14 protein-coding genes (1 of these 14 only partly in view) are annotated in these 14503 nt (G+C 63.0%); 3 read left to right on the forward strand and 11 right to left on the reverse strand.

Features of this window, described 5'->3' with window-relative positions:
* Both tyrS and GJB56_RS08700 read right to left on the reverse strand, forming a co-directional pair.
* Positions 1 to 843 carry the 5' portion of a tyrosine--tRNA ligase gene (gene tyrS / locus GJB56_RS08695; RefSeq protein WP_020907871.1) on the reverse strand. 435 nt of this gene lie to the left of the window's left edge, so only the first 843 of its 1278 coding nucleotides appear in the window; it begins with the start codon at positions 841 to 843; the stop codon falls past the left edge of the window.
* 19 nt (positions 844 to 862) lie between these two features.
* Positions 863 to 1471, reverse strand: a complete 609-nt coding sequence (locus tag GJB56_RS08700) for a DNA-3-methyladenine glycosylase (RefSeq protein WP_020969717.1) — start codon at positions 1469 to 1471, stop codon at positions 863 to 865.
* Between the two features lie 86 nt (positions 1472 to 1557).
* Between GJB56_RS08700 and GJB56_RS08705 the strand changes: the two genes are divergently transcribed.
* The 3 genes from GJB56_RS08705 to GJB56_RS08715 are packed head-to-tail and all read left to right on the forward strand — an operon-like array spanning position 1558 to position 3652.
* Entirely contained in the window at positions 1558 to 2292 is a 735-nt protein-coding gene (locus GJB56_RS08705) for an ABC transporter ATP-binding protein (protein WP_113684212.1), read from the forward strand.
* A complete protein-coding gene (locus GJB56_RS08710; protein ID WP_003944033.1) occupies positions 2289 to 3044 on the forward strand; it encodes an ABC transporter permease in 756 nt (251 codons plus the stop codon). The genes GJB56_RS08705 and GJB56_RS08710 overlap by 4 nt, the downstream gene beginning before the upstream one ends.
* Positions 3041 to 3652 (forward strand): TetR/AcrR family transcriptional regulator, encoded by a 612-nt coding sequence (locus GJB56_RS08715; protein ID WP_113684183.1) that lies wholly within the window; start codon positions 3041 to 3043, stop codon positions 3650 to 3652. Before GJB56_RS08710 ends, GJB56_RS08715 begins: the two co-directional genes overlap by 4 nt.
* On the opposite strand, the gene GJB56_RS08720 is transcribed toward GJB56_RS08715, so the two are convergent.
* The 9 genes from GJB56_RS08720 to argJ all read right to left on the reverse strand — a co-directional run bounded on the left by GJB56_RS08720 (position 3649) and on the right by argJ (position 14490).
* Complete coding sequence (locus GJB56_RS08720; RefSeq protein ID WP_003944045.1) at positions 3649 to 3855, reverse strand: Trm112 family protein; 207 nt, start codon at positions 3853 to 3855, stop codon at positions 3649 to 3651. The genes GJB56_RS08715 and GJB56_RS08720 overlap by 4 nt on opposite strands.
* A gap of 39 nt (positions 3856 to 3894) precedes the next feature.
* Complete coding sequence (locus GJB56_RS08725) at positions 3895 to 6876, reverse strand: acyl-CoA synthetase (RefSeq protein ID WP_113684184.1); 2982 nt, start codon at positions 6874 to 6876, stop codon at positions 3895 to 3897.
* Positions 6877 to 7046: 170 nt separating this feature from the next.
* A complete protein-coding gene (gene argH, locus GJB56_RS08730; RefSeq protein ID WP_029255450.1) occupies positions 7047 to 8489 on the reverse strand; it encodes an argininosuccinate lyase in 1443 nt (480 codons plus the stop codon).
* 3 nt (positions 8490 to 8492) lie between these two features.
* On the reverse strand, positions 8493 to 9692 hold the full coding sequence (locus GJB56_RS08735) for an argininosuccinate synthase (protein ID WP_007736221.1): 1200 nt from the start codon (positions 9690 to 9692) through the stop codon (positions 8493 to 8495).
* Between the two features lie 47 nt (positions 9693 to 9739).
* Positions 9740 to 10219: an arginine repressor gene (locus tag GJB56_RS08740; RefSeq protein ID WP_019748604.1), complete on the reverse strand. Its 480-nt coding sequence runs from the start codon at positions 10217 to 10219 to the stop codon at positions 9740 to 9742.
* The gene (gene argF / locus GJB56_RS08745) at positions 10216 to 11166 is read right to left on the reverse strand and encodes an ornithine carbamoyltransferase (RefSeq protein WP_019748605.1); all 951 of its coding nucleotides are present in this window, start codon (positions 11164 to 11166) and stop codon (positions 10216 to 10218) included. Before argF ends, GJB56_RS08740 begins: the two co-directional genes overlap by 4 nt.
* Positions 11163 to 12362, reverse strand: coding sequence for an acetylornithine transaminase (locus GJB56_RS08750; RefSeq protein ID WP_113684185.1), 1200 nt, complete (start codon positions 12360 to 12362; stop codon positions 11163 to 11165). Before GJB56_RS08750 ends, argF begins: the two co-directional genes overlap by 4 nt.
* The gene (argB, locus tag GJB56_RS08755) at positions 12359 to 13282 is read right to left on the reverse strand and encodes an acetylglutamate kinase (protein WP_113684186.1); all 924 of its coding nucleotides are present in this window, start codon (positions 13280 to 13282) and stop codon (positions 12359 to 12361) included. Before argB ends, GJB56_RS08750 begins: the two co-directional genes overlap by 4 nt.
* Positions 13279 to 14490 carry a bifunctional glutamate N-acetyltransferase/amino-acid acetyltransferase ArgJ gene (gene argJ / locus GJB56_RS08760; RefSeq protein ID WP_020907877.1) on the reverse strand — a complete coding sequence of 404 codons (1212 nt, stop codon included), beginning with the start codon at positions 14488 to 14490 and terminating at the stop codon, positions 13279 to 13281. Before argJ ends, argB begins: the two co-directional genes overlap by 4 nt.
* Between the last annotated feature and the right edge of the window lie 13 nt (positions 14491 to 14503).

Here is a 14503-nt window from a genome sequence, read left to right on the forward strand (position 1 = left end):
CGCGAGTTCGTCTGCGGTCAGGAACGTGAACCAGCGCAGGTACTTGATCACGTCGGCGTCGCCGGTGTTCACGAAGTACTGGTACCACGCGTACGGGCTGGTCATCTCGGGGTCGAGCCACAAGCTTCCGCCACCGGTCGACTTTCCGAACTTCTTCCCATCAGCCGAGGTCACCAGCGGAACGGTCATTGCGTGAACACTCTCGCCGTCGACACGACGGTTGAGTTCGACGCCCGCGATGATGTTGCCCCACTGATCGGACCCACCGACCTGCAGAGTGCAGCCGAGATCGCGTCGCAAGTGCAGGTAGTCGTTGGCTTGGAGCAGCATGTAGCTGAACTCGGTGTACGACATCCCGTCCGACTCGAGACGACGCTTCACGGTGTCACGCGCAAGCATGACGTTCACGGAGAAGTGTTTGCCGACATCACGCAGGAAGTCGATGGCCGACATCTTGCCGGTCCAGTTCATGTTGTTCTCGATGACCGCACTCGTCGGTGAATCGTCGAAATCCACGAATCGTTCGAGCTGACCACGGATGCGACCTGCCCAGTCCGCAACGGTATCGGCGGAGTTCATCGTCCGTTCCCCGACGTCACGGGGATCACCGATCAGGCCTGTTGCGCCGCCGGCAAGAACGATCGGACGGTTACCGGCACGCTGAAACCGCTTGAGCGCGAGGAGCGGAACCAGATGACCTGCGTGCAGGCTCGGTCCGGTCGGGTCGAAGCCCGCATACAACGTGACCGGTCCGGCCTCGAGATCTTTACGCAAAGCGTCGAGATCAGTTGATTGGGCGATCAGCCCACGCCAGGTCAGTTCGTCGAGAATATTCTCAGTCACGGACTCGATCATCCCATCTTCACGAAATGACCGGCGCTCGCGGGCTTCGGCGGTACGCGGACACAGCTCGCGAGTCCGGAATCCAGAGGCGCCACGGGACCTCGGCCGCAGTACTGACCCCCACCCGCGGTCCACTGACCCATTCCTTCGACTCCCCCAATTCGAGCCGAACCCGCGAGGCAGGGTTGAACACGTCTGTTCCGTTGTCCGCCAACGTGATTGCAACGGAAGCGCCGAGATTACCTGGCCCTCTGGCCCATTGGTGAGATGGTCGATCCGGCGATCTCCGAGCAGACACCACATCGTGACCGGCCTCGATTTCGGCCGCTCGGAGCAGAACACCACCCGCGACACCATCCGGGCCGTACGAGATGTTCATACAAAAGTGCATTCCGTAGCTGCGGTAGACGTAGAGACGGCCCGCCCGCCCGAACATCACGCTGTTCCGCGGCGTTTGCCCCCGATACGAATGTGCTGCCGGATCTGGCCAGGGCCCGTCCTTCTCCCCTCCGTACGCCTCGACCTCGACAATCCTCAGCGAGATGTCGTCGACGATCAGGGTCGAGCCGAGAATTGTCAGGCCCGCTTCCAACGGGTTCTTCACATTTTCCAAGGTCTCGATACTCACCCTTCGATTGTGCCCACGCCGTTGACTCATCGGTCGGCCGAGTCGCATAATTCAACAAGTGATGAATTATCGAAATGAGGCGAACCGTGACCACCACGCCGGCAATAGACATCCGCGGACTACGAGTCATTCGCGGCAAGCACGAAGTTCTTCACTCACTCGACCTGCAGGTTTCGGCAGGATCGATCACCGGACTGCTCGGCCCGTCCGGCTGCGGCAAGACAACCCTGATGCGCGCGATAGTCGGAACCCAGGTCGTCGAAAGTGGTGAGGTCAGAGTCCTGGGCGACCTCGCGGGGTCCGTTGCTCTTCGCCGCCGGGTCGGATACGTCACCCAATCCCCCAGCGTGTACGGCGACCTGACGGTCACTCGAAACGTCCAGTACTTCGGCGCTCTGTACGGCAAGTCCGGCGAAGACGTCGCAGCAGCGGTCGACGCCGTCGGATTGAGCCGATACGCCGACCAGACCGCCGCCGATCTGTCCGGAGGTCAACGCGGTCGAGTCTCGCTGGCATGCGCGTTGGTGGCATCACCTGATGTGTTGATCCTCGACGAACCGACCGTTGGTCTCGATCCGGTGCTTCGTGTCGAATTGTGGGAACGATTTGCCGACCTTGCTCGCAGCGGAACCACCCTGTTGGTCTCCAGCCACGTCATGGATGAGGCCGACCACTGCGCTGAACTGATCCTGATGCGAGACGGGCATCTCCTCGCTCAACTCACACCCGATGAATTGCGCGCCAAAACCAGATGTGAACGGCTCGAGGACGCCTTTCTCGAGCTGATTCGGACTTCACCCGTCGGAGGCGAAATATCATGAGCATCAGGATCTTCGGTGCTACGACCGTACGCATTCTGCTTCAGCTCCGCCAGGACCATCGCACGGTGGCCATGATCTTGTTGGTCCCGTCGTTGTTGATGATTTTGCTGTATTTCCTCTACCAAGACGTACCCACGCCGCCCGGCCAGGTTTCACTGTTCCAACGCGTGGCGATCACCATGCTGGGAATCTTGCCGTTTGTGGTCATGTTCCTGGTCACGTCCATCGCCATGCAGCGCGAACGCAGTTCAGGAACACTCGAACGCCTGCTCACTACCCCGATGGGCAAACTCGATCTTCTGGCGGGATACGGCGCGGCATTTTCGCTCTCGGCCGCCGCTCAGGCCGCTCTCGCGTGCGCGGTTGCTTTCGGATTTCTCGGACTCACCATCGCCGGCAGTCTTGCCTGGGTCATCGTCATTGCAGTTCTCGGCGCAATACTCGGCGTTGCGCTCGGCCTGTTGGCCAGCGCATTCGCGAAGACCGAGTTCCAAGCGGTGCAGTTCATGCCGGTAGTTGTGGTCCCCCAACTGTTCCTCTGCGGACTCCTCGTGCCCCGCGACCAATTGCCGACCTGGCTCGAATGGATCAGCAACGTCCTCCCCTTGAGCTACGCCGTCGACGCACTTCAACAAGTATCGATGCATGCCGACGCGACGGGTCAGATGTGGCGTGATCTCGCCGTCATGGCGGGCTTCGCCGCCGCAGCACTCTCGCTGGCCGCGGCAACACTCGATCGCCGCACTCCATGACCGACAACGACACGGCGCCCGCACGCTCGGGGCGACGACCGGGCAAGTCGGAGACTCGCGCGCAGATCCTCGATTCGGCGCGACGGGCGTTCTCCCAGAACGGTTTTCGACGAACAACCGTTCGATCGATAGCTGCGGCCGCTGACGTCGATCCGGCCATGATTCATCATCATTTCGGAAGCAAGGAGCAGTTGTTCACCGCTGCGATCGCGCTACCGATCGATCCAGTCCAGGTATTGGGACCGGTTCACGCCTCTCCGACCGAAAATCTCGGCGAAAATCTACTCAGAGCAGTGATCGGGCTGTGGGAATCGGAACACCAGCCGGCGATTATGGCGGCTTTTCGATCGGCGGTTTCCGGCGACGGATCGCAGCTGATCCAGAGCTTTCTGCTCGATGTCGTATTGCGCGACATCATTCCGCGGGTGGACACACCACCTGGTACCGGCTTGATCAGAGCGGAATTGGTGGCATCTCAGATGGCCGGACTGCTGGTCACGCGATATGTGCTCGGACTCGAACCACTCGCATCATTGAGCGTTGACGCGTTGGTACCGCTGGTGGCTCCGAACCTCCAGCGGTACCTGACCGGTGAATTACCGATCTAGCCTTCAGCCCGCGCGAGCAACTTCTCGTGCTCGTCGTCCGCCACATCGCGTGCTTCGTCGATCAACAGAACGGGAATGCCGTTCTCGATCGGGTATGCACGCCGCAGGCGCGGGTTGTAGAGCAACTCGTCCCCGACCAGCAACAGCGGGCCTTTGTCCTGGGGGCAGGCCAAAATGCTGAGCAACGTCGAATCAATAGCCACGTGAGTCCTCTCGAACCGATCAAACAGAATGTCCTCAGGCTACCGTGCTCCGGTGCCCACCCTCGTCGGCATCAACTGCGCGGCAATTGCCTTGGTCAGCCGCTTGTACGACTGCGTCTCGGAATCGAGGAACCAGGTCCGTGGTCCTGGCGCCGGCAATCCGGCCGCAGCTAACGCAGTGGAACTCGGACGGTACGACGAACCCACCGGGATCTCGTCTACCACGTGCACGATATCCGGGCGCGCATCAAAAGCGATGCGCGAGAGAGCCTCCGCAAGCTCGGCGGAACGGAACTGCCGCCCCGGACGCCATGTCACGGCAGCGACCGCCAGCTGATGCGGCGCGTCACCGACGCCGTATGCGACGGCAAGATCCACCCGCGCCACACTCGACAACGCGTCGACGATCGGCTGGGTGAACACGGGACCGCGGAGCGTCGAAATGACCGTGTTCTTGTGATCGATCAGCCAGTAGTCGCCGTCGGCGTCCCGGCGGAAGAGATTCTCCGTGGGAATCCACGAATCACCCGCTTGGAAGAGTCCCCGCATGGCTCCGCCCGAGAGATCGGCAGTGAATCCCGCGCGCCCGAGTAGCAACCCGACTTCGTCTTCGGCGCACTCACGGACAAATCCGTTTCCATTTTCGAGGAGCCGACCACTCAGCGGGTCGTATGCCGCCAACCGCACCTGCGCGCTACCCGGCAACGGGCGGCCCTTGGAACCAACTTTGGAGCCCGCGACATTGGCAAGAATCACGTCACCTTCGGTCGACGCATAGAACTCGAGCACCTGCGCGGGGTCGAACGCCTCCGTGGTCCGCTTCCACAGCCCGTGGGGCATTCCCGAACCGATGAACAGTCGGACCGGATGGCTACCGTCGATGAGAAGAAGATCCTCGTCGAGGATCTCGCGCATCATCGACCACGTGTAACTCACGACGGTCACACCGTAGCGATGGATTTCCTCGACGAATCGAGCCGGATTCAGTCCGCGTGAGAGCGCAATCCGTGAGCCACCGGCCATGGCGCCACCGATGGTCGCGAGCAGACTCGACGAATGATGGAGTGGTGCAAGGCAGTACACGGTGTCACCGCGATCGAGATCTGCCGCCGTGGCCGTTCCGAAGGCAGACAATGCCCACCGGTAGTTGGTGATCTGCTTGGCTTCGAGCACACCGCCCGATTCCGCAAAGATGATGAATGCGAGTTCACGGGCGACGCCGGGATCCGGCCGGTACCAACCGGGCAGATTGACCTTCGTCGGATCGATTTGTTCGAGATCGATCACGTCGTGTGACGGATCCACCTCGAGGCCTCGAGCATCGCCGCCGCCGAGTACCAAGACCGGCCTACCGGTGACCACCGCAGCGTCGACGTTCTCCGGATCGGTGATGATCCGATCAACCGATCCCAGCTTGACCGCCGCCGAGATGTCGGACCCCGGCGGAAGCATGACGGCAACGGCACCAAGGCGCGACAGGGCCGCGATGGCCGCGAGCGCGCTGGGGCGGGTCTCCATCAGGACACCGACGTGCGCTGCCGGACGCACTCCCACGGAAATCAATCCACGCACGACATTGTCGATGCGGGCGTTGACCGCTTCATAGGTGTGCACACGATTGTCGAAGAGGAAGCACTCGCCGTTCGGCGCTTTTCGACGCTGCTCCGCGAGCAATTGACTCAGCGAGATCTTGGTGTGCGGCTGAATTTGGTTGAGTCGCGCCAGACGTGGCAACGCGCGTGCCGCTTCACCGGACAATTCGAAAGTCCCGCGCAACGCACCAGCTGCAAGGTCACTGATTCCCTTGGTGACTCCTGCACCTACTTCAGCGACCGAGGCGACAGTGTGGATGATCCGATTGCTGATCGACACACCGGTCTGGTCTTCGAGGTCGGCGCCGTAGACCATGTTCGCGATACGGTCCGGGAGGGGTCCACCCGTCTCGGTCCACTGCACGAATTCACCGGTGGTCGGCCAGGTGTGATTGGCCGCGGTGGAACCGACAACCAAACCGAAATGACCTGCGCGCAAAGTAGATTCGTAGACCTTGGCTCGCGGTGCCGCCTGGCTGATCCCACGGACCGCCTGAGGTTGACCGATGTCGTCGACCTCGCCGACGAATGCCAGGATGGGGCAGGTGATCTCGGCGAGCGAGACCAATTGATCCTTGATGACAAAACCACCGGTCATCATTCGGTTGTGCACGATGAACTGCTTGAGCAGTTCGGCAACCGCGGGCCCGGACCACGCGACCCAACCCTCGGTCGCGAGGAAGCGTCGCTGCTGCTCCCTCGGCAGCAAAGCCTCACGGTCGTGCAGTTGAAGCAGGAAGTCGACGCGCATCTTCAACGTCTTCACGGGATCGAGCAACTGGAACCCGGTGCGAGCCATCCACCCGGTGACCGCCAGGCGATTGAAGACGTGATCGGCGAGGAAATCCGCACCCTTGGTGGCCAATCCGGCCGGGATACCGAAGGGCAACGCGGCGAGTGTGTCGACCGGACTGCCGAAGGTGATGACGCTGGCGATGTTTCGACTACGCCGATACGCGGCAGCTTGATAGGCGAACATGCCGCCCTGCGAATAGCCGGAGATGTGAACATCTTTACCGGTGTGACGGTGGATGTGGTCGATGATGTCGCTGAGAGCGATGATGTGATCGGCGAGATTGCGATCCCAACCGCCCTCTTCGGAGTCGGGCGAACCAAAATCGACTACCCAGGGGTCCAGGCCCATCTCGTGCAGAATTCCCACAGCACCCTGGTCGCGAGTCACGTCGTACACGTTCGCCGACATCATCATCGGCGGGATCAGCACGATCGGTGCACCGACGTTTTCCGGATCGCTGTCCGGGAAGTAGCGGCGAAGCCGGTACATCGCTGCGCGCTCGACGATCTCGAACGGCGACGTGGTCGCATCCGTTTCCAGCCCACCCAACCGGACGACCTCGAGGCCGTTTTGTGCTGTCGCAACCACCCGACGAATCGGGCCCAGCACAGACTTGGAATTCAATCCCACCATTTCACTCCCAAGTTACTCACCATGTGACGTCAGTCTCATTTTTCCCGCGCGCAACAAGCCTACTGACGACGAATACGCGTACGCGGTCAGGGAGCAAATTCTGCTCCCTGACCGCGTACGACCGAAGGACTACTGCCGAAAAGAGAGGGGAAACACTCGTGACCGCAAGGTCAGAGGGTCCATTCCCGCAGCGACTGCGCCACTGCTCGGACTCCGTCCAACTGTTCTGCTACCCGCACCCCCGCGGTGCCGCCTCGCGCATTACGCGAAGCGATGGAACCCTCGACTGTCAGCACCTCACGAACAGCGGGTGTCAGCGCACTGTCGACGCCGGCCAGTTCCTCGTCCGTGAGATCTTCGAGTCCGACGCCTCGCGCTTCGGCGACACGCACACACGCTCCAGCAGCCTCGTGTGCAACCCGGAACGGCACGCCCTGGCGCACCATCCACTCCGCGATGTCGGTGGCCAACGTGAACCCTGCCGGAGCAAGTTCCGCCATACGCGCGGTGTGGAACTCGAGAGTCTGCACCAGGCCGGTGATGGCCGGGAGCAACATCTCCAGCTGCGCAACCGAGTCGAAGACCGGTTCCTTGTCCTCTTGCAGATCGCGGTTGTACGCCAGCGGCTGAGCCTTGAGCGTCGCCAGCAGGCCGGTGAGGTTACCGATCAAACGACCAGACTTACCGCGCGTGAGTTCCGAGACATCCGGATTCTTCTTCTGCGGCATGATCGACGAACCTGTCGACCACGCGTCGGCAAGCGTGATGTAGCCGAATTCCGGTGTGCTCCAGATGATGATCTCTTCCGCCATGCGGGAGAGATCGACACCGATCATCGCAAGCACGAACGCTGCCTCGGCCGCAAAATCACGCGAAGCGGTTGCGTCGATCGAGTTCTCGGCCGAGCTGTCGAACTTCAATTCCGCTGCAATGGCTTCGGGGTCGAGACCGAGCGAGGAACCGGCGAGTGCACCGGAACCGTACGGGGACACCGCAGCTCGTACGTCGAAGTCGCGAAGACGTTGCACGTCGCGCAACAGCGGATGCGCATGGGCGAGCAGGTGATGTGCCAACAAGACCGGTTGAGCAGCCTGCAGGTGCGTCTTGCCCGGCATCACGGCATCCGGGTGAGCCCCGGCCTGAGTCGCCAATGCGTCGACCACGTCGAGAACACCGGTGGAGATGCGGCGAACCGCATCCCGAAGCCACATTCGGAACAGCGTGGCCACCTGGTCGTTTCGCGAACGACCAGCACGCAGGCGTCCGCCGACCTCAGGCCCGACACGCTCGATCAGACCGCGTTCGAGTGCGCCGTGTACGTCCTCGTCCGAATCACTCGGTCCGAAGGCGCCACTGGCAACATCGGCCGCCAGACGGTCGAGACCGTCGAGCATTGTTGCGAGGTCGGCCTCGCTGAGCAGGCCTGCCTTGTTCAGTACGCGAGCATGCGCCTGCGACGCCCGCACGTCGTACGGAGCGAGGACCCAGTCGAAGTGAGTCGACTTGCTCAGCGCCGCCATGGCAGCGGCCGGTCCGGACTCGAACCGTCCGCCCCACAGCGCGCCTTCGTTGGTGCCGTGTTTTTGGGCGTCTCCGTCACCGTGAGCCGTCATGGCTCAGAGTCCCAGATCGCGCTTCGCGGCGACCTTCGACGACAGACCGTGGATCTCGACGAAGCCCTTCGATGCGGACTGGTCGAAGCTGTCGCCCTCGTCGTACGTCGCGAGGTTGAAGTCGTAGAGCGACTCGGGGCTACGACGACCGTTGACGGTGATGGCTCCACCGTGCAGGAAGAGACGAATGTCGCCGGTGACGCGCTCCTGCGTCTTGTTGACGAACGTATCCAGTGCGTCCTTGAGCGGCGAGAACCAGAGGCCGTCGTAGACCAGCTCGGACCAACGCTGCTCCATCTGACGCTTGTAGCGACCGAGTTCGCGTTCGAGGGTGACGTGCTCGAGTTCCTGGTGCGCGGTGATGAGAACCATGGCGCCGGGAGCTTCGTAGATCTCACGGCTCTTGATGCCCACGAGACGGTCCTCGACGACGTCGAGGCGACCGACGCCCTGAGCGCCTGCGCGCTTGTTCAGTTCCTGGATGGCTTCGAGAACCGACACCGGGCGGCCGTCGATGGCAACCGGGCGACCCTTGTCAAAGCTGATGATGAGCTCGTCGGGCGCGTTCCAGTTGACCGTCGGGTCCTGGGTGTAGTCGTAGACGTCCTTCGTCGGTGCGTTCCACAGATCCTCGAGGAAGCCGGTTTCGACGGCGCGGCCCCAGACGTTCTGGTCGATCGAGAACGGCGACTTCTTGGAGACGTTGATCGGGATGTTGTTCTCTTCGGCGAAGGCGATGGCCTTCTCGCGGGTCCAGGCGTAGTCGCGGACCGGTGCGATGACCTGAAGGTCTGGCGCGAGGGCGCCGAATCCGACCTCGAAGCGAACCTGGTCGTTGCCCTTCCCGGTGCAACCGTGCGAGACGATGGTGCCGCCGTGCGAGCGTGCAGCTTCGACGATGTGCTTGACGATCAGCGGACGGCTGATGGCCGAGACCAGCGGGTAGCGGTCCATGTAGAGGGCGTTGGCCGCAATGGTCGGCAGGCAGTACTCGTCCGCGAACTCGTCGCGAGCGTCGACGACAACGGATTCGACTGCGCCGCAGTCGATCGCGCGCTGACGCACGACCTCCATGTCCTCGCCACCCTGCCCCAGATCGATGGCGACGGCGACAACTTCAGCGCCGGTCTCCTTACCGATCCAACTGATGGCAACAGAAGTGTCCAGCCCGCCCGAGTAGGCGAGTACGACGCGATCGGCCATGGTTTTTGTGCTCCTTCGGTTGAAAATCTCTATCAAAGAATAAGGGGTCAGGCGAGCGATTCGATCATGGCCGCGAGTTCCGCTCCGGAAAGCGGTTCTCGGGCCACCACGAAGATGGTGTCATCTCCGGCGATCGTTCCCACGATGTCGGGCATCGAGGACCGATCCAGTGCGCTCGCGAGGTAGTGCGCGGCTCCCGGCGGTGTCCGGAGAACCGCCATGTTGCCGCTGAAATCGGTGGAGACCAACAGCTCACCCAACAGCCGTGAGAGGCGGTCGGTACCGCCGGACACACCGCGTACCGGGTTCCCGTCCTCCGGCACCACGTAAACACCGGCGCCGCCGTCAGCGGCACGCAGTTTCACCGCTCCCAGCTCTTCGAGGTCACGCGAGAGGGTGGCCTGCGTCGCTTCGATGCCCTCGGCACCGAGCAACGCCGCCAACTCCGTCTGACTTCGGACGGGATGCGCCGCCAGCAGCGCGATGATGCGCGACTGGCGACCGGCCCGAGTGGGAGCGACGCTCACGCCTGGTCCAGTTGGGTTCGCTGTTCCAGCAGCCACACGAGCAACGCCTTCTGGGCGTGCAGACGGTTCTCCGCCTCGTCCCAGACGACGCTCTGGGGTCCGTCGAGAACCTCGTCGGTGACCTCTTCGCCGCGATGGGCCGGCAGGCAGTGCAGGACGACAGCCTTCGGATCTGCTTTGGCGAGCAGTTCCTTGTTGATCTGGAACGGGCGGAAAGGTCCGACCCGATCGAGCCCGTCGTTCTCCTGACCCATCGAGGTCCAGGTATCGGTGACCAACGCGTCGGCACCGACGACGCCGGCCTGCGGGTCCTGCGTCAGCGTGATGGTTGCACCGGTTTCCGCGGCGCGTGTGCGCGCTGCTGCTACTACCCAGTCCGCCGGTTCGAAGCCAGCGGGACTTGCGATGGTGACGTCGATGCCTGCGGTGACTCCGCCGAGCATCAGCGAGTGAGCCATGTTGTTGGCGCCGTCGCCCAGGTAGGTCAGCTTCAGTCCCTTGAGCTCACCCTTCTGCTCGATCAGCGTTTGCAGATCGGCCAGAACCTGACAGGGATGAAATTCGTCGGACAACGCATTGACGATGGGAATCGTTGCACCCGTTGCCATTTGCTCCAAGCGCTTCTGGCCGAACGTGCGCCACACGACGGCGTCGACATAGCGGGAGAGTACGCGTCCGGTGTCCGCCAACGTCTCTTCACGACCGAGTTGGGTACTGCGCCCGTCGACGACGACGGCGTGGCCGCCCATCTGCGCGATGCCCATCTCGAACGAGAAACGTGTACGCGTCGAGTTCTTCTCGAAGATGACGCCGACTCCGCGAGGACCCTCGAGTGGACGCCGAGCGAACGGGTCCTTCTTGAGAATCGCAGCGAGTTCCAGAACTTCGGCCTGCTGCGCCGGAGTCAGATCGTCGTCCCTGAGAAAGTGTTTCACCACGGTAGTCACTTCTCCCCCGGCTGGTCAGCCGATAGTGCACTGTCGAAGATGGCAGGTAGTGCTGCCACGAAGGTCTCGGCCTGCTCATCCGTGAGGATGAGCGGCGGCGCCAACCGGATCACTCCGGGTTGCGCTGCATTCACAAGGTACCCGGCTTCGCGCGCGGCATTTTCCACCGCCGGCGCGACGTCCTCGGTCAGCACGACACCCAGCAACAGTCCCGATCCCCGTACGTAGTCGACCAACGGATGGCCCAGATCTTCGATGCCCGCCGAGATCGATTTGCCCAAGCTGTCGGCGCGTGAGATCAGGTCTTCCGCTGCAATGGTTTTCAGCACGGCAAGCGCCGCCGCAGCGCACACCGGATTGCCACCGAACGTCGTACCGTGCTTGCCCGGTCCGAAGAACTCTGCCGTTGCTCCGGTCGCGATGCAGGCGCCGATCGGCATTCCGCCGCCGAGTCCCTTCGCAAGAGTGATGACGTCCGGCACGATGCCGACTGCCTGATGTGCGTAGAACCAGCCGGTCCGGCCGATGCCGGTCTGAACTTCGTCGAGTACGAGCAGCGCCCCGCGTTCGGCGGTGATCCGCCGAGCCTCGACGAGGTATCCCTCGGGTGGCACCACGACGCCGCCCTCACCCATGATCGGTTCGAGGAACACAGCAGCGGTGTCGGAATCGACTGCCCGCTCCAGAGCCTCGACATCGCCGTACGGCACGAACTCGACACCGGCGGGCATCGGTTCGAACGGCGCCCGCTTGGCCGGCTGACCCGTCAGAGCGAGTGCCCCCATCGTGCGACCGTGGAAAGAGCCCTCGGCCGCGATGATCTTCTTCCGGCCAGTAGCGCGTGCGAGCTTGAAGGCAGCCTCGTTCGCCTCGGTACCGGAGTTGCAGAAGAACGCGCGCCCGGTGACGTTGCCGAGATGAGCGAGCAACTGCTCCGCCAACTCGACGACCGGCTCGCTGGCGTACAGGTTGGAAACATGGCCGAGTGTCGACACCTGAGTAGTGACGGCTTCGACGACGGCCGGATGTCCGTGTCCGAGGATGTTGACGGCGATTCCGGCAAGGAAGTCGACGTACTGCTTGCCGTCGGCGTCGGTGAGTACGGCGCCGTCACCGCGGACGAGAGCAACCCGGGGTACGCCGTAATTGTTCATCAGCGAAGCGGACCACCGCTGCTGCAGATCGATCGTGCTCATGAAGTAGCTCCCTGCTGGGGACCGGCGACCGAGGAGCCGGGCACGACCATCGTGCCGATTCCTTCACCGGTGAAAAGTTCGAGTAGGACTGAATGTTCGAGCCGGCCGTCGATCACGTGCGCCGACGGCACACCTCCGCGCACCGCGCGAAGGCAGGCCTCCATCTTGGGCACCATGCCGGCATCGAGACTCGGCAACAACTGGGCCAGGGCGTCGGTGTCGATTTCGGTGGCCAGCGAGGATCGGTCCGGCCAATCGGTGTACAGGCCTTCGACGTCGGTGAGGACAACGAGCTTCTCGGCACCGATCGCCTCGGCCAGTGCGGCAGCGGCGGTATCGGCGTTGATGTTGTGGACGACGCCGTCGGCATCGGGCGCGATGGTCGAGACCACCGGAATGCGTCCTGCCGCAATGAGATCGAGTACCGCGTCTGGGTTCACGGTGGTGACGTCTCCGACCAGGCCGATGTCGGTCTGCTCCCCCTCGACCGCAACAGTGCGTCGAGTAGCGGTGAACAGGTGCGCATCTTCACCGGAGATACCGACCGCGTACGGACCGTGCGCGTTGATCAGGCCGACGAGTTCACGGCCCACCTGACCGAAGAGCACCATCCGGACGACGTCCATCACCTCGGGCGTCGTGACCCGGAAACCACCGCGGAACTCACCCTTGATGCCAAGGCGTGCCAGCATCGCGTTGATCTGCGGGCCGCCGCCGTGCACGACGACGGGGTGGATGCCGACAGTCCGCAGGAACGCCATGTCCGCGGCGAAGGCCGTCTTGAGTGTCTCGTCGATCATGGCGTTTCCGCCGTACTTGACCACGACCACCTTGTCTCGGAATCGCTGCAGCCACGGCAGCGCGTCGGCGAGGACATGCGCCTTCTGATGCTCGCTGATCACGGGATACGTCTCGGTCATGACGAGTACGCCGAGTTCTCTTCGACGTACGCGTGCGAGAGGTCCGTGGTGCGAATGCTCACGGACTCGTTGCCGATTCCCAGGTCGATGTCGAGTTCGATGTCGATCCCGCTCAGGTCCACCTCACGCGCTCCCGGAGCGCCGACGCCGTCGATGCAGACGGGACTCCCGTTGAAGGACACACTGATTCGATCGGGATCGAGCTCGATGGGAGCGATACCCACTGCTGCGAGGACGCGGCCCCAGTTCGGATCGGATCCGAACAGTGCCGTCTTGACCAGGCTGTCGCGGGCGATGGTCCGAGCGCCGATCAACGCATCGGACTCGGACGCTGCGCCGCGCACCGTCACCTTGACCCGCTTGGTGACGCCCTCGGCGTCTGCCATCAACTGATCCGCGAGATCGTCGCACACTGCGAAGACCGCGGCGTTGAGTTCGTCCTGGGTCGGTGTGACACCGCTGGCGCCGGAGGCCAACAGGAGCACCGTGTCGTTGGTGGACGTGGCGCCGTCGACGTCGAGGCGATCGAAGCTCAGGTGGGTGGCGGCGCGCAGAGCGGTATCGAGCTGCTCGGCCGTTGCGACAGCATCGGTCGTGACGACGCACAGCATCGTCGCCAGTGCGGGCGCGAGCATGCCTGCACCCTTGGCCATTCCGCCGACGTTCCACTTGTTCGCGTGGTGCAGCGACGCCTGCTTCGGCACGGTATCGGTGGTCATGATCGCGTATGCCGCGTCGGTGCCGCCGGAGATTCCGCCGGCCAGTTCGTGCACTACCTCGGTGACACCGGGGATCAGCTTGTCCATGGGCAAGCGGTCACCGATCAGGCCGGTCGAACAGACGGCGACCTCGATCGCGCCCGTCTCGGTTCCCCAATTGCTCAGTGCCGAGGCAACTTCCTCGGCAGTCTTGTGCGCATCCTGGAATCCGCCTGCACCGGTACACGCGTTTGCGCCGCCCGAGTTGAGCACGACCGCGCGCAGCTTGCCCGTCGTCAAAACCTGCTGAGACCACAGCACCGGAGCGGCCTTGACCTTGTTCAGGGTGAAGACACCGGCAGCGGCCAGATCGGGTCCCTCGTTGAGCACCAATGCGAGGTCCGACTTGCCACTCTTCTTGATACCGGCAGCAATTCCGGCACCGCGGAATCCGGCAGGTGCGGTGACGCCCTGTGTGCGGAGCAGCCGTCCCCCGGCGACGTGAACCACGTCTGCAACGGTC

The organism is Rhodococcus sp. AQ5-07, from assembly GCF_009707305.1.
GTDB lineage: Bacteria > Actinomycetota > Actinomycetes > Mycobacteriales > Mycobacteriaceae > Rhodococcus_F > Rhodococcus_F erythropolis.